This window comes from Occultella kanbiaonis, assembly GCF_009708215.1.
GTDB classification, from domain to species: domain Bacteria; phylum Actinomycetota; class Actinomycetes; order Actinomycetales; family Beutenbergiaceae; genus Occultella; species Occultella kanbiaonis.
In genome coordinates this window covers 2,498,877-2,514,432 of record NZ_CP046175.1, presented here as the reverse complement: position 1 = coordinate 2,514,432, position 15,556 = coordinate 2,498,877, and the positions used below count along the sequence as shown (strand labels likewise).

Here is a 15,556-nt window from a genome sequence, read left to right as displayed (position 1 = left end):
GGGTTGGGTAGGTGAAGCAGGTCAGGGGGCGATGAGCCCCCCGTCGAGGCCGCGCACCTGCGCGGCCCATTCGTCGTGCCTGGACAGTTCCGCCGGGAATCGGGCTGCGGCACTCTCATCGATCTCGATGCCCCATCCGGGCGCCTCGTTCGGCCGCAGCCAGCCGTTCTCGATCCGCAGCGTTCCGGGGAACACCTCGTGTACCGCCTCGCGGTACAGGTGCCCTTCCTGGATCCCGAACGCGGCCGACGTCACGTCGAGGGCGACGTTGGCCGCAGCCCCGATCGGGGACGTGTCCCCCGGGGCGTGCCAGGCGGTGCGCACTCCGACGAGTTCGGCGGCGGCAGCCAGCTTCCGCGCGGGAGTGAGTCCGCCGAGCATGGAAACGTGCGACCGGATCAGGTCGACTCCCCCGTCCAGGACCAGCCGGGTGGCGTCGGTCATCGACGTGGTCAGCTCGCCGACCGCGATCGGCACCGGGGACGCGGCCCGGACCTGGGGCAGCGCATCCCAGTGTTCCGGCGGCAGCACGTCCTCGAGGAAGAACAGCCGGTACGGCTCGAGGGCCCGCGCGAGCGTGACCGCCTGCTTCGGGTCCAGCCTCGAATGGACGTCGTGCAGGAGTTCGACGTCCTCCCCCAGCCGCTCACGCGCAGCCTCGAACAGCTGCGGCGTCCGGCGCAGGTACTCGGAGACCCGCCAGCCCCGCGGGTAGGGCGCGGTCGCGTCCGTGACGGTGCCCAACCTCGGTGCCCCGTAGCTGCCGGCACCCGGCTGGGCGACCTGCAGGCGCACGTGCCGCCACCCGGCCGCAACGAACCCCTCGGCCTGGTCGAGCGTCGCCTCGATGTCCGCACCACCGGCATGGATGTAGGTGTCCGCGGCAGCCCGCACCCGCCCGCCGAGGAGTTCGTGGACCGGGAGTCCGGCCCGCTTGCCGGCGATGTCCCAGAGGGCCTGGTCGAGCCCGGAGATGGCATTGTTGCCGACCGGGCCCTCCCGCCAGTACGCGGAGAACCGGGCCAGCCGGGTGAGGTCCTCGATGTCACCCGGGTACCGGCCGATCACGAGCCGCGCGAGGTGGTCCTCGACGAAGCTGACGACCGCGCGCCAGCGCTGGGTGAAGGTTGCGCAACCGAGCCCGTACAGGCCCTCGTCGGAGGTGTCCACCCGGACCACCACCAGTGGGATCCCCTCGGGTGCGGTCACGATGGCGCGCACCCCGGTGATCCGCACGTCCGCGGGCGCCTCCCACGGCTGCCTGAAGGCGGCGGCTTCGACGGTCTGGGTGGTCATTGCGGGGCTCCGACGGGTGCGGGCGCCGGGCCGGAGCCCTCGGACGCGTGGATCGAGTGACGCGGGCTGAAGCCGAGCAGGTTCGCCGCTCGGGTCGTGTCGATGAGGCTGTCGCGGCCGGTGAAGGCCCGACGGCGGGGCACGCCCGGGGCGTATCGGTCCAGCAGGGTGGTCGCGTCGGTCGCGAGAAGCGTGTCCCGCGCTGCGACCGCGATCACATGGGCGCCGTCGAAGGGGACGACCAGACCGAGCAGCAGGACGCGCACGGCGTCGCGCAGGTCGAGGTAGGACCAGCCCTCCCGGACCAGGCGCTCCGGGGCCAGCGCCACCTGCGCCGCGTAGTCGCGCAGGCTCTCAAGGGACGCCACGTGCGGGAGCCGGACGGCGAGCACGTCGATGCCCCAGTGGCTGGCGGCCATCGCGGCGGTCAGCTCGTCGCTGCGCTTGGACAGCGAGTACCAGTCGTCGATCTGGGTCGGGATCTCCTCGTCGATCGGGAAATACGCGGGCTGCACGTCGTGGTGGTTCATCGGCACGCCGAACGCGTTGATGCTGCTCGCGATGACCGCCCGCGAGATGCCACGCTGCCCGGCCTGGGAGAGCACGTTGAAGGTGGCGCTCGTGTTCGTCCGGTACACCTCGTAGGGCGGCGCGAGATCGCGGTGGGCGATCGCGCCCAGGTGCACCACGGCATCGACGTCGGCAAGACCTTCGGAGACGTCGTCGACCTCGGTGGCGTCACCGGTCACGATCCGGTCGGCAGGGCTGGGTCGGTCCCACTTCGGCGACAGCGCCGTGACGCCGACCTCTGCCTCCACCAGCGCGGCCACCACGGCTCGTCCGATCAGGCCGTCGGCGCCGGTGACCAGGACCCGTCCGGGTCGGACGACCGAGAGGTCGGACCAGGCGTCCAGGGACTCGGACGAGTTCACAGTGATCCCTTCAGCAGCGTTGCTCAGGTCTTGACGTGCTTGCGAAAGTGCTTTCGCAGATGAGCATGGCGTTACCTGGCGCTACATGTCAAGACCTGGAACGAAGATTGCGAAAGCGCCAGCCCGATGCTGCTGGTCGTGTCGGGCCCGGATCTGCGCGCACGGCTGCGGGCTCGGGCCGGTCGACCCGGACGCTCCCGCGCCCGCGGAAGGCAGGGATCATCCAATATGACGATGCGCGATGTCGGACCCCTGATCTAACCTCGACGACGGCTCGAACCTCACCTCTCGGGAGCACCCTTCATGACCTTGCTTCGACTCTCCCTTCAGTACGCCTCCCCCTACAAGCGCTGGGTGGCCGCCGTTGTCGTCCTCCAGCTGATCTCCACGATCGCCGCGCTCTACCTGCCCAGCCTCAATGGCCGGATCATCGACGAAGGTGTCAGCACCGGCAACGTCGACCTGATCTGGGATCTCGGCCGGCAGATGTTGATCTGGTGTGGTGTCCAGGCCGTCACCGCCGTCGCCGCCGTGTACTTCGGCGCCAAGACCGCGATGGCGGTCGGCCGCGACATCCGCCGCGACATCTACCGCAAGGTGGACAGCCTCGGCGCGCTGGACATCTCCTCGATCGGCACTGGCTCGCTGATCACCCGCAACACCAACGACGTGCAGCAGGTCCAGATGCTCGTGCTGATGACCCTGAACTTCATGGTGTCGACGCCGATCATGTGCATCGGCGGCATCATCATGGCCCTGCGCGAGGACCCGGGCCTGTCCTGGCTGGTCTGGGTCTCGGTGCCCGCCCTGTTCATCATCGTGGGCTTCCTGGTGCGGATCCTGCTCCCCCTGTTCCGCCTGATGCAGGACCGGATCGACCGCATCAACGACGTCACCCGCGAGCAGATCGTCGGCCTGCGGGTGATCCGCGCCTTCGTGCGCGAGCCGTTCGAGGAGGACCGGTACCGCGACGCGAACCTTGCGATCACCGAGACGTCGGTCAAGGTCGGCAACGTCTTCGTGCTGATGTTCCCGATCATCATGATGGTGCTGCACATCGTGACAGCAGCCGTGCTGTGGTTCGGCGGGCACCGGGTCGACGCCGGCCAGATGGACGTCGGTCAGCTGAGCGCGTTCCTGCAGTACGTGCTGCAGATCCTCGTCGCCGTGATGATGGGGACGTTCATGGTCATGATGATCCCCCGAGCGGTGGTCTGCGCGGAGCGCATCGACGAGCTGCTCGTGACCGAGACCTCGATGCCGGTCCGCGAGCGGGGCACGGAGGACTTCCCGGCGAACGGTCGGGTCGTCTTCGACCACGTCACCTTCGGATACCCGGGCGCCGAGCTTCCGGTCCTCGACGACATCAGCTTCGTCGCCGAGCCCGGCACGACGACGGCGATCGTCGGCTCGACGGGAGCGGGCAAGACCACTCTGGTCAAGCTGATCCCGCGGCTCTTCGACCCGCAGTCGGGACAGGTGACGATCGACGGCGTCTCCGTGAGTTCGCTCACCCGTCACCAGATCGCAGGGCTGGTCGGGCTCGTTCCGCAGCGCCCGTACCTGTTCTCGGGAACCATCGGTTCGAACCTCCGGTTCGGCAACACCGAGGCCGACGACGCGGACCTGTGGCAGGCACTTGAGGTCGCGCAGGGCGCCGACTTCGTCCGTGACAAACCCGGCGAGCTCGATGCCAAGGTCGCGCAGGGCGGGATGAACGTCTCCGGCGGTCAACGGCAGCGCCTGTGCATCGCTCGCGCGCTCGTCGCCCAGCCGAAGGTGTACGTGTTCGACGACTCGTTCTCGGCCCTCGACGTCGCGACGGACGCCCGGCTCCGGGCCGCGCTCGACGACGCCACCGGCGGCGCGACCGTGATCATCGTGGCCCAGCGGATCTCGACGATCTCGGAGGCGGACAACATCGTCGTCCTCGACGACGGCGCCGTGGTCGGCCAGGGCCGGCACGACGAACTGCTCGAGTCCAACGAGACCTACCGCGAGATCGTTGAGTCCCAGATGAGCATCGAGGCCGCCCGATGAGCCCCCGCAAGCGTTCCGAGGAGAACCCGAACGTGAACAACAACCGCGTCGACCCGGCCGACGGCCAGGGTGCGGCGACCACGAAGCCGGGCTCCGCCGTCGCCGTGGCCGAGGCGCCCGAGGACGAACTGGAGGAGTTCACCCCCGGCGAGGCCGACATGGGGATGTTCGGCGAGGGGGCACCCGCGCGCAAGCCGAAGGCCTTCTGGCCCTCGGCGAAGCGGCTGTTCGGGTTGTTCGGACCGCACCGGGTGCGGTTCGCCCTGGTCGTGGTGCTGGTGGCCGCGTCGGTGGTGCTGACCGTGATCGCGCCCAAGGTGCTCGGCCAGGCCATGGACGTCATCTTCGACGGCGCCCTCGGCCGACAGCTGGACGACCAGTTCCCCGGCATGTCCCTCGCGGAGATCATCGAGATCCTGCGGTCCAGTGACGACCCGGGGGCGGACCGGTTCGCCGACGTCCTGTCCGGCGCCGCGGGCATCGTGCCCGGCATGGGGATCGACTTCGCCCTGCTGGCCCGGCTGATCCTGACCGTCCTCGTCATGTACGTGGTCGCGTCGATCCTCATGTGGGCGCAGGGCTTCATCCTCAACGCGCTCACCATGAAGGTCATCTACGACCTGCGCCGGCAGATCGAGGAGAAGATCCACCGGCTGCCGCTGTCCTACTTCGACACCCGGCAGCGCGGCGACCTGATGTCGCGGGTCACGAACGACGTCGACAACATGCAGCAGGCACTGCAGCAGGCCTTCAGCCAGCTGGTGCAGTCCGCGCTCCAGGTGATCGGCATCGGGATCATGATGTTCATCGTGAGCTGGCAGCTCGCGCTCCTGGCGCTGATCGCGCTGCCGTTGTCGGCCATCATCGCCGGCGTGGTCGGGTCCCAGTCGCAGAAGTTGTTCACCAAGCAGTGGAAGAGCACCGGCGAGCTGAACGGGCACATCGAGGAGTCCTACTCCGGCCTGGAACTGGTGCGCGTGTTCGGCCGCGACAAGGAGATGCTCGAGGAGTTCGACAAGCGCAACGACGGCCTGTTCTCCAGCTCGTTCGGCGCCCAGTTCGTCAGCGGCATCATCATGCCGGCGATGCAGTTCGTGAACTACCTGCAGTACGTGCTGATCGCGGTCGCCGGTGGCCTCCGCGTCGCGTCGGGCACGCTGACGATCGGCGACGCGACGGCGTTCATCCAGTACTCGCGCGAGTTCTCCCAGCCGCTCGGTCAGATCGCCGGGATGGCGAACATGCTGATCTCGGGCGTCGCGTCGGCGGAGCGGACGTTCGAACTGCTCGATGCCGAGGAGGAGGACCCGGACAGCGACGAAGCGCACCTGCCGGAGCGCACAGACGGGCACGTGGAGTTCCAGGCGGTGTCGTTCTCCTACAGCAAGGACTCGCCGCTCATCGAGGACCTCTCGTTCTCGGTCCAGCCGGGTCAGACGGTCGCGATCGTCGGCCCGACCGGTGCCGGGAAGACCACGTTGGTCAACCTGGTGATGCGTTTCTACGAGCTCGACGGCGGCCGGATCCTGATCGACGGCGTCGACACCCGCAAGCTCAGCCGTGCCGCCCTGCGCAGTCAGGTGGGCATGGTGCTGCAGGACACGTGGCTGTTCCAGGGCTCGATCATGGAGAACATCCGGTACGGCCGGCTGGACGCGACGGACGAGGAGGTCATCGCTGCCGCCGAGGCCACGATGGTCGACCGGTTCGTGCGTCAGCTCCCCGAGGGCTACGACACCGAGGTGAGCGCCGAGGGTGGCTCGATCTCTGCCGGCGAGCGGCAGCTGATCACCATCGCGCGTGCGTTCATCGCGAACCCGTCGCTGCTGATCCTCGACGAGGCGACCTCGAGCGTGGACACGCGCACCGAGCTGCTCGTCCAGCACGCGATGAACGCGCTCCGCACCGACCGGACCAGCTTCGTCATCGCGCACCGGTTGTCGACGATCCGCGACGCGGACACCATCCTGATGATGGAGGACGGCCGGATCGTGGAGCGCGGCACGCACGACGAGCTGATCGCTGACAAGGGGGCGTACTACGACCTCTACATGACGCAGTTCCTCGGTGGTCACGAGCAGCCGGAGGGCGAACTGGCTGCTGTCGGCGAAGCGGCGCAAGGAATGGGGCCGGAGGCCGCCGAGGAAGCGCCGGCACAGAGCTGACGGGCTCGGGGTCGGTACCCACCCCCGGTGGGACCGACCCCCCGGCCCGGCGACCGGATCGTGGTCAGCGCGTGGGCCGGCGGGTTCTGCCCGCGGTACCAGGAAGCCCGACATCGCATCCGTGGCGCCTGCGAGGGACAATGCCGTTGCCATGGACGTCCGCCAGGTCGAGCAGGAGCTGGAGCGTGCCCGACGCACCTTCCACGACCTGGTCGCGCAGGCGTCCGCCGAGAGCTTGCGACGTCGGTCCGCCGGAACCCGGTGGACCAACCGGCAGTTGCTCTACCACATGGTGTTCGGCTATGTGATCGTCCGCACCCTGGTCCCCCTGGTGCGCGTGCTCGGGCGGCTCGGGTGGAGCCGGCGCTTCGCCGCCTCGCTGGACGCCTGCCGCGGGCCGTTCCACCTGGTCAACTACCTCGGCTCCTGCCTGGGTGGCCAGCTCCTGCCCGCCGGAACCGTCGGCATCCTCATGGATCGCACCATCGATGCGCTGCAGCGTCAGCTCCGAACCGCGAGCCCCGGCACGCTGGCTCTGACGATGCACTTCCCGACCAGCTGGGATCCCTACTTCACTCCCACCATGAGCGTCCTGGACGTCTACCGCTATGGCACCCAGCACTTCGAGCACCACCGCAGGCAACTCACGCTGTGACCGTGCGGTCGCATGCCGCTGGAGCTGGCGTCCTGGGTCAGCCGAGTTCGGCGTCGATGATCGCCGCAAACGCCCCGATGACCGGCCAGGCCCCCTCGGTGCTGTTCCCGAGCACACTCACCGTGGTCTGCGACTCGATGATGTGCGTCGAGCGGAAGGACGCGCCGGCGTCGTAGCCCTCGAGGACCAACGCCGGTGCGGTCCGGTGCAGCCAGAATCCCATGCCGTAGCGCATTCCCTCGTCGGGCACGTCGTGCCGCGGGCGGGTCATCGCCTCGACGCCGGCTCTGGAGACGATGCGACCGTTGAGCAGTGCCAGCCAGAACCGGTGCAGGTCGGCTGCCGTCGTGAACGCTCCGCCGTCCCCGTTTCCGAGCACGGGCAGGTGCAGCGTGTTGACGAGGTCGCCGTCGTCGAAGACGTACCCGGGTGCGGCATCGGCCGGCAGCGCGTTCAACGGCAGGAAGTCGGTGGCCTCGAGACCGGCAGGGGCGAGGACCAGGCGCCGCACCACGTCGTGATACGTCTCGCCGGTGAGCCGCTCGATCAGGACCGCGAGCACCATGTAGCCGCCGTTGCAGTACGAGAACCGCTCGCCTGGTGGGAACTTCTGCTCGTGTCCGTCGAGCAGCGGGAGGAAGGCGACGGCGGTCGTGAGCGTGTGCGCCGGCACGGTGAGCACGTAGTCGGATGCGTCCCAGTCGGCCTCCTCGTCGAGGTAGTCGCCGATGCCGGAGGTATGGGTGAGCAGGTGCTCGACCGTCACGCTGCTATCGATGAGCGGCAGGTCGTCACCGAGAAGGTCGCGGACCAGCTGGTCGAGCCGCAGCGCACCGTCCTCGACCAGCCGCATCACCGCGAGGGCGGTGAACGACTTGCTGCCGCTCGCGATCGCGATCCGGGCCGTGGCGGTCATCGGCACGCCGAGCGCTCGGTGCAGAAACCCCTCGGTCCGCTCGAAGGTGCGTTGGCCGGCGACGTCCACCGTCACCACCCCCGAGAAGGTCGCCTTGGCGACGGCGTCGTCGAGCGCGCCGGTGTCGATCTGCATCACAGGCTCCGTGCTGTTCGTAGGTGGCATCAACCCGTCGGGTCAACGGCGGTTCGTTACGCGTTTCGGAGCAAACCTGTCACGTGGCCGGTCCGTGACGCCATCGAATATCGCTGCTGCCACCAGCGGCTCACGGCTCACGCGCAACGCTGATGCCCTGCGCCTGGATCACCCGCCACCCGCCGTCTTCGAACAGCCAGGTGCGGGTGTAGACCATCTCCGCTTCGAACGGTTGGTCGCCCGCGCGACCCGCGATCCTGACCTGAGTCCGGGTGACCCCCACCGAGTCGAACTGACGGGCGACGCTTCGGACCGGCTCCAGCCTGGTCAGGCGAAGCTGCCCGGAGGAATGCGACTCCAGGTCCTGTGCCTTGCCGGACTCGGCTCCGTCAGGGCCGATGTAGACGACGTCGGCATGCAGCAAGGACTCCAGCGCGATGACATCGCCCGCCAGTTGGGCACGCTGCAGCTCGGTCTCGGCCGCGGCCAGTGAGCCATCCGAGGGGACGGTCCGACCACCGTCGTCCAGCACCTGACGCAACGTGGCGGCGAACGCCGCCGGGTCATTGTCCGGCGTCCACTCGTTGGCGGCGAAGCCACCGTGGTCACCAGGAAAGGTGACGGGCGCGATGCCCAACAACCTCGCGAAGGCCTCGCCGCCGCGCCGTGCCATGGCACCCTCGCCCTCGGCACCGACGGCCGGCACGATCCGCACTCCAGAAGAGGCCAGTGCCGCCGCGTCCGGGGTGTACGGCGGCATGGCCATGTTGTAGGCGAGCAGGGCGTCGTCTCGGGATCCGTCGTCCTCGGTGGGCAGTCCGAACTGCGCCGGGTCGGGGTCGGGCCCGTCCAGGTAGTCCGACGGCAAGGGGCCCGGGTGGCTCACCAGTTGGATGAACTTCGCCATCGCGGGGCCGAATCCGCGGCGCCGGTAGGTGTCGACGATATCCGCGTTGACCTTCAGGAGGACGTCGGCGTCCTCCAGCAGCACCGCAAGGGGAGGCTCGTGCGCGACGAACGTGCGGAACTCGTCCGGGTGCTGCACCACCCACGGCAGCGCGGACACGGCCCCGCCGCTCGACCCGAACGCGTCGACGGGTCCGAGACCGGCTGCCTCGGCGACGCGGTGGAGGTCATCACCGTGGATCTCCGTGGTCACCGTGCCACCCTCCTCGAGGTGGCTGCGTTCCGTCATGCGTGGGTCGTAGGTGATCACGACGCGGTCGTCGAAGTGCAGCGCCAGCTGCTCGAAGCCGGATGCTCCCATCGGTGAGCCGAAGATGAACAGGGGCGGGTGGTCGCCCGGCCGGCTCGGCTCACGAATGTCGTAGGTGAGCACCGCTCCGGGCACGTCCAGGGTGTGGGTGGTCTTGGTCATCCTCGGGTCCCCTCGGGTGGCACGCTTCGGCCGTAGGTCAGGAGCAGGCTACCTTTCGGCGTGTGCTCCGCAGCCACCAGTTCGAGCCTGGAATGGCGGCCCACCCCGTCGAACAGCCGCCGCCCACTCCCGGCGATCGCCGCCGAGACCACCAACCGCAACTCGTCGACCAGGCCGGCCGCCAGGAGCGACTGCGCCAGCGTGATGCTGCCGTGAACACCGATGTCACCACCCTCTCTGCGCTTGAGCTCCGCGACGTACTCGGTGGCTGGGCGATCGACAACGTGCGTGTTCGCCCACTCCTGATCCAACGGCGAGGAGGTGAAGACGTGCTTGGGTGTCCGGTTGATGAAGCTCGCGAACGGCTCGACGTCCGACGTCGGCCAGTAGCCCGCCCAGTAGTCGTAGGTACCGCGCCCGAGCAGAATGTCGTCCTGACGCTCGATGATGCCGCCGAGATTGTCGAAGATCGGCCGGTCGCTGTCGTGCATCCAATCGCCCGGTTCCTCGGCGACGCCATCAAGGGAGAGCAGTTCGTACACCACTACGTCTCGCATGGTCGGGAGCCTGTTCCTTTCGATCGGCGCGGTCCCGTGGTGCGCTCACGATAGGAGCCGGTGGGGCGGTCGGCATCCGTCGAGGAGGGTAGGAGCATCTACGCCCACCAACGTATGCCGGGAATCACGGTGTGGGCCGCAACCCGCAACCCGGGACCCCGTTGGAGCGCCCTGTCGAACCCCGCTGACGAGTCTCGGCGCACTCGGCCTTGCCCGGAGCGACCTCACGGCGCAGGCTGTACCGGTGAGACGCGATCAGGTGAGGTCGGAGGCGGTCGCCTCCGTCGGGTACGACCCCGCGACGAACGAACTCGACATCGAGTACATCAGTGGCGACCTCTACCGCTACGCGATGGTGCCGCCCTCGGTCCATCGGGACCTTCTCGCGGCGAAGTCGATCGGCGCGTTCGTCAACCGTTTCGTCAAACCCCACTACCCGGGCCGCGAGGTTTTCGACAGCTGACCCGATGAGGGTGTAGCGCGACAGAAGAAGGCCAGCACGGCTGACGCCGTCTGGCCTTCCTTCTGTCGGGCTGACAGGATTTGAACCTGCGACCCCTTGACCCCCAGTCAAGTGCGCTACCAAGCTGCGCCACAGCCCGCCGGCCCGCGTGAACGGGCCTGGACGAGACTACCGCAGCCGGGGCGCGGATCCGAATCCGACAACTGTCAGATCCATGATGCAGACTGGATCCGTGGGACAGATCACAGGACTGCGGAACCGGCTCAGCCACTCCCTGCTGGAGAAGGTCGCCGGACCGGACGGCACCGAGCAGAAGCGCCGCATCCACCACACACCGGGGCCGAGGTGGTTCCCGCAGGGGTCGCCGATCCGGGTGGTGCACGCCGACGAGTCGATGTACATCGGCGGGATGCGGGCGCTGCTGCTGCAGGCGCTGCACCCGCTCGCGATGGCCGCCGTCGAAGAGCACTCCGACTACCGGGAGAACACCTGGGGGAGGCTGGCACGGACCGCCACCTACATCGCGGAGACCACCTACGGCACGATCGAGCACGCGGAGCGGGCGATCCGGATCGTCCAGGCCGTGCACAAGCGGGTCCATGGCACCGCCCCGGACGGGCGGCCCTACCGGGCGGACGACCCGCACCTGCTCACCTGGGTGCACGTCGCCGAGATCGACTCCTTCCTCGTCGCCCACGAGCACTTCGGCAGCGTGCACCTGACCCCGGCGCAGTACGACGAGTACGTGGCGCAGGCCGGCGAGGTCGCGACCCGGCTCGGCGCGGTCGACGTGCCGACCACGCGGGCCGGCCTGACCGCCACGATCGAGGCGTTCCGCCCGGAACTGCAGGGCACCCCGGCAGCGGCCGACGTGGCCCAGTTCCTGCTCCGGCATGCGCCGCTGCCCCGCCCGGTCAGGCCGGCGTACTGGCTCCTCGGCCGCGCCGCCGTCGCGACCCTGCCTCGCTGGGCACGCGAGCCGCTGCGGCTACCCGACCACCCCCGGCGCGACCGCATCGCCCTACTGGGCGGGCGGATCGGCACCGCCGGGCTCCGCTGGCTCACCGACGCCGAGCCGATGCGTAACCCCGCACCCCCGCCGAACCCGGGCAGCAACCCGGTTGCGGCCGGCCACGACACCCAGGAGTCCCGATGACGCTGCCCCCGATTCCCGAGGACTGGACCAAGGCGCTCGCCGTCGTGGCGCACCCGGACGACCTCGAGTTCGGCACGGCCGCCGCGATCGCCCGGTGGACCCGCCAGGGCAAGGAGGTCGTCTACTGCATGGTCACCTCGGGCGAGGCCGGCATCGATGGCATCCACCCGGAGGAGTCCGGCCCGCTGCGCGAGGCCGAGGAGGTCGCCTCCGCGCGCGCCGTCGGGGTGGACACGGTGGAGTTCCTGCACCTGCCCGACGGCGTCCTCGAGTACGGCGTCGACCTGCGGAGGGCGATCGCGCAGGTCGTGCGCGAACACCGGCCGGAGATCGTCATCACCATCAACTTCGCCGAGTCCTTCCCCGGCGGCGGGCTGAACCAGGCCGACCACATCGCCACCGGGCGCGCCACGCTGGACGCGGTCCGGGACGCGGGCAACCGGTGGGTGTTCCACGACCAGCTCACCGATGGTCTCGAACCGTGGAGCGGGGTCCGCCAGGTCTGGGTGGCCGGCTCCCCCGACGCCACGCACGGCGTCGACACCACCGACACCTTCGACGCCGGTCTCGCGTCGCTCTCCGAGCACCGGGCCTACATCGACGGGCTCTCCTGGCATTTCGACCCCGAGGAGTTCCTCACCGGGCTCGGCACCGCCGGCGGCGAGGCCACCGGCACGCGCTACGGCACCACGTTCGAGGTGATCGGGCTAGGTTTCGGCTCCGACGACTGAAAACACACGGACAATCGCCGTCAAAACCCTTGTCCGGTCGCCGGGGAGCACGTTAGCGTGAACGTTCACCAGGTCAGCGTCCCGATGCTGGTCCGCGTGCTTGCCGAACCGTCGTTTCCCGAGTCTCAAAGGTGATCTCCCCCATGACCTCCCCCGTTCGCTGGGCCGTGCTCGGCCCCGGCCGCATCGCCCGTCGCTTCGCCACCCAGCTCTCGGCCAGCGCCCACGGCACCCTCGTCGCAGTCGGCAGTTCGGACCCGGGCCGGGCCAGAACCTTCGCCGAGGAGTTCGCCGCTGCGCACGGCGAGCTGCGCACGGGCGACTACGCGCAGATCCTCGCCGATCCCGAGGTGGATGCCGTCTACATCGCCACGGTGCACACCACACACGCCGAACTGGCGATCGCCGCGCTGACCGCCGGCAAGCACGTGCTCAGCGAGAAGCCGCTCGCCCCCAATCATGCGCAGGCCATGGCGATGGCCGACGCCGCCCGCACCAGCGGCAAAGTGCTCCTCGAGGCGTTCATGTACCGGTTCCACCCGCAGACGACCAGGGTCCTCGAGCTCGTCGCCGCCGGTGCCATCGGCGAACTGCGCCACGTCGACGCGGCGTTCGCGTTCGCCACCGGATCCACCGAGGGCCGGCTGTTCGAGCCGGATCTGGCCGGCGGCGGCATCCTCGACGTGGGCGGCTACCCGGTCTCCTACGCCCGCGCCATCGCAGGCGCCGCTGCCGGGACCCCGTTCGCGGACCCGGTCGAGGTCAGGGCGGCCGGCACCGTCGAGAACGGCGTGGACACCTGGGCCGTCGCCGACCTGACCTTCGCCGACGGGACGACGGCGTCGGTGCGCACCGGCGTACGACTCGCCGACGTGGCGCTCACCGTCCACGGCTCAGCCGGCCAGATCCGCCTGAAGAACCCCTGGACGATCGCCGACGACAACGTGCTGACGCTCGCCGTCGTCGGGCAGGAGCCGGTCACCGAGACGTTCGACGGGCACCAGCCCTACGCTCTCGAGGCGGATGCCCTGGCGGAGGCGGTCGGCACGGGTGAGGTCGTTCGGATGAGCCTGGCGGACTCCCTCGGCAACGCCCGGGTCCTCGACGACTGGCGCGCCCAGATCGGTCTGACCTATCCGTTCGAACGGGACGAGGCGCAGATCCGCACCGTCTCGGGTGCGCCGCTCACCTTCGGTCGCGACGCCATGCGCTACGGCCGCATCCCCGGCGTGGACAAGGACATCTCCCGCGTGGTGATGGGCTGCGACAACCAGCGCACCCTCCCCCATGCCGCCGCGATGTTCGACCACTTCGCCCAGGCCGGCGGGAACGCCTTCGACACCGCGTTCCAGTACGGCGGTGGCCGGATGGAGACCCTGCTCGGGCGCTGGCTCGCCACCCGTGGCGTGCGCGACGAGGTGGTCGTGATCGCCAAGGGCGCGCACAGCCCGAACTGCAATCCTGAGGCTCTCAGCAGCCAGCTGCTCACCTCGCTGGACCGGCTCGGCATCGACGGCGCTGACATCTACATGATGCACCGGGACAACCCGGACATTCCGGTCGGGGAGTTCGTGGATGTCCTCGACGAGCACGCCAGAGCGGGCCGGATCGGGGTGTTCGGCGGGTCCAACTGGACCATCGAGCGCTTCGAGGAGGCGAACGCCTACGCCGCGGCGAACGGCCGACAGGGCTTCAGCGTGCTGAGCAACCACTTCGGGCTCGCCGAGGCCTACGACGTGCCGTGGGCGGGCTGCCGGCACGCCACCGACCCCGAGTCGAAGGCGTGGCTGACCCGCACCGGGACGCCATTGCTGCCGTGGTCCTCCCAGGCCCGCGGGTTCTTCGCCCGCGCCGATCCGGAGGACCGCTCCGACGCCGAGCTCGTGCGCTGCTATTACAGCGACGAGAACTTCGAGCGGCTGCGGCGCGCCCGCGAGCTCGGGCAGGAGTTCGGGGTGCACCCGACCGCGATCGCGCTCGCCTTCGTGCTGCACCAGCCGTTCCCGACGTTCCCGCTGATCGGGCCGCGCACGATCGCCGAGACCCGCTCCTCCCTGGAGGCTCTCGCCATCGATCTCACCCCGGGGCAGGTGGACTACCTGGACCTGCGCTCGGACACGCCATGAACGCGCGAGCCGACCGGCCCGGGTCCCGCCCGGCCACGATCATCGACGTGGCCGAGGCGGCCGGGGTGTCCCGGCAGACGGTGACCCGGGCCATGAACGACATGCCCGGCATCAAGGAGGCGACCAAGGAGCGGGTGCTCGCGGCCGCGAAGGAGCTCGCCTACCGCCCGTCCCGGTTCGGGCGCGGCCTGGTCGGGCACACCCAGCGCACCGTCGGTCTCGTGGTCGACGACCTGATGAACCCGTACTACCCGCAACTGGCGTCCGCCGTCGTCTCCAGCGCCCGGGACCGCGGCTGGAACGTGGTCCTCGCCCAGACCGCGAAGGCGGCGGACCAGTACACGCTCATCGCGGACCTCGCCAAGCAGGCGGACGTGGTGGTCGGGTACCCGGCGCTGACCGACACCCAGGCGCAGGAGGTTCTCGCCGGGGTCCCGTTCGTGCGCATCGACATGGGCGAGTACACCTACGGCGGCGGCATCCAGATGGACGTGGGCGACGCGATGGGCGCCATGGCCGACCACCTGCTCGAACGGGGATCCCGGCGCCCGGTGCTGCTCGACGTGGGCCTGCCGGGGTTCCCGTCCGCGCGTGGGAAGTCCTTCCTGGCGGCGATGGCGGCGCGCGGCGTGCAGGTCCCGACGGTCAGCGCCGCGTCCAAGTCACTGAGTTCCGGGGTGGCCGGCGCGAACGCCCTGCTCGAGGCGCATCCGGACGTCGACGCCATCATGACCTTCAACGACATCGTCGCCTGTGGCGCGCTGAAGGCGTTGCACGAGGCCGGTGTGGACGTGCCCGGGCAGGTGCGCCTGGCCGGCTGCGACGGGCTGAACCTCGGCCGGTTCGTCTCCCCCGAGCTGACCACGCTCGCGGTGGACATGGGCGCCGTGGCCGAGGCCGCCGTCGGGATGGCCCTGGCCATGTACGCCGGCGAGGTGCCGCTGCAGGGTGCCCGCGCCCAGGTGGCCCATCACCTGCTGGTCCGCGCCTCGACGTGAGCGTCGCG

At 69.6% G+C, this 15,556-nt stretch carries 13 protein-coding genes and 1 tRNA gene; 8 read left to right on the top strand and 6 right to left on the bottom strand.

Features of this window, described 5'->3' with window-relative positions:
- Positions 1-21 precede the first annotated feature (21 nt).
- Complete coding sequence (locus tag GKS42_RS11605; protein WP_154793959.1) at positions 22-1,296, bottom strand: enolase C-terminal domain-like protein; 1,275 nt, start codon at positions 1,294-1,296, stop codon at positions 22-24.
- Positions 1,293-2,228 carry an NAD-dependent epimerase/dehydratase family protein gene (locus tag GKS42_RS11600; RefSeq protein ID WP_154793958.1) on the bottom strand — a complete coding sequence of 312 codons (936 nt, stop codon included), beginning with the start codon at positions 2,226-2,228 and terminating at the stop codon, positions 1,293-1,295. Before GKS42_RS11600 ends, GKS42_RS11605 begins: the two co-directional genes overlap by 4 nt.
- Before the next feature lie 303 nt (positions 2,229-2,531).
- Between GKS42_RS11600 and GKS42_RS11595 the strand changes: the two genes are divergently transcribed.
- The 3 genes from GKS42_RS11595 to GKS42_RS11585 all read left to right on the top strand — a co-directional run bounded on the left by GKS42_RS11595 (position 2,532) and on the right by GKS42_RS11585 (position 7,088).
- Entirely contained in the window at positions 2,532-4,268 is a 1,737-nt protein-coding gene (locus GKS42_RS11595) for an ABC transporter ATP-binding protein (protein WP_154793957.1), read from the top strand.
- Positions 4,265-6,433, top strand: coding sequence for an ABC transporter ATP-binding protein (locus GKS42_RS11590; RefSeq protein ID WP_154793956.1), 2,169 nt, complete (start codon positions 4,265-4,267; stop codon positions 6,431-6,433). The genes GKS42_RS11595 and GKS42_RS11590 overlap by 4 nt, the downstream gene beginning before the upstream one ends.
- Before the next feature lie 151 nt (positions 6,434-6,584).
- Positions 6,585-7,088 carry a DinB family protein gene (locus GKS42_RS11585; protein WP_154793955.1) on the top strand — a complete coding sequence of 168 codons (504 nt, stop codon included), beginning with the start codon at positions 6,585-6,587 and terminating at the stop codon, positions 7,086-7,088.
- A gap of 37 nt (positions 7,089-7,125) precedes the next feature.
- Here the strand turns inward: GKS42_RS11585 and GKS42_RS11580 are convergent, their stop codons facing one another.
- The 3 genes from GKS42_RS11580 to GKS42_RS11570 form a co-directional block, all read right to left on the bottom strand.
- Positions 7,126-8,139: a serine hydrolase domain-containing protein gene (locus GKS42_RS11580; protein ID WP_154793954.1), complete on the bottom strand. Its 1,014-nt coding sequence runs from the start codon at positions 8,137-8,139 to the stop codon at positions 7,126-7,128.
- Positions 8,140-8,269: 130 nt separating this feature from the next.
- Positions 8,270-9,517, bottom strand: a complete 1,248-nt coding sequence (locus GKS42_RS11575; RefSeq protein ID WP_168217813.1) for a DUF4440 domain-containing protein — start codon at positions 9,515-9,517, stop codon at positions 8,270-8,272.
- Positions 9,514-10,074: a dihydrofolate reductase family protein gene (locus GKS42_RS11570; RefSeq protein ID WP_154793953.1), complete on the bottom strand. Its 561-nt coding sequence runs from the start codon at positions 10,072-10,074 to the stop codon at positions 9,514-9,516. The genes GKS42_RS11575 and GKS42_RS11570 overlap by 4 nt, the downstream gene beginning before the upstream one ends.
- Before the next feature lie 244 nt (positions 10,075-10,318).
- Here GKS42_RS11570 and GKS42_RS11565 point away from each other — a divergent pair, with 244 nt between their 5' ends.
- Positions 10,319-10,537 carry a KTSC domain-containing protein gene (locus tag GKS42_RS11565; RefSeq protein WP_154793952.1) on the top strand — a complete coding sequence of 73 codons (219 nt, stop codon included), beginning with the start codon at positions 10,319-10,321 and terminating at the stop codon, positions 10,535-10,537.
- Positions 10,538-10,602: 65 nt separating this feature from the next.
- Here the strand turns inward: GKS42_RS11565 and GKS42_RS11560 are convergent.
- A tRNA-Pro gene (locus GKS42_RS11560) sits at positions 10,603-10,676 on the bottom strand.
- A gap of 93 nt (positions 10,677-10,769) precedes the next feature.
- Here GKS42_RS11560 and GKS42_RS11555 point away from each other — a divergent pair.
- The 4 genes from GKS42_RS11555 (at position 10,770) to GKS42_RS11540 (ending at position 15,548) form a co-directional block, all read left to right on the top strand.
- On the top strand, positions 10,770-11,693 hold the full coding sequence (locus GKS42_RS11555) for an oxygenase MpaB family protein (RefSeq protein WP_232848020.1): 924 nt from the start codon (positions 10,770-10,772) through the stop codon (positions 11,691-11,693).
- Complete coding sequence (locus tag GKS42_RS11550; protein ID WP_154793951.1) at positions 11,690-12,424, top strand: PIG-L deacetylase family protein; 735 nt, start codon at positions 11,690-11,692, stop codon at positions 12,422-12,424. The genes GKS42_RS11555 and GKS42_RS11550 overlap by 4 nt, the downstream gene beginning before the upstream one ends.
- A gap of 143 nt (positions 12,425-12,567) precedes the next feature.
- Complete coding sequence (locus GKS42_RS11545; RefSeq protein ID WP_154793950.1) at positions 12,568-14,550, top strand: aldo/keto reductase; 1,983 nt, start codon at positions 12,568-12,570, stop codon at positions 14,548-14,550.
- Entirely contained in the window at positions 14,547-15,548 is a 1,002-nt protein-coding gene (locus GKS42_RS11540; protein ID WP_154793949.1) for a LacI family DNA-binding transcriptional regulator, read from the top strand. The genes GKS42_RS11545 and GKS42_RS11540 overlap by 4 nt, the downstream gene beginning before the upstream one ends.
- Positions 15,549-15,556 lie beyond the last annotated feature (8 nt).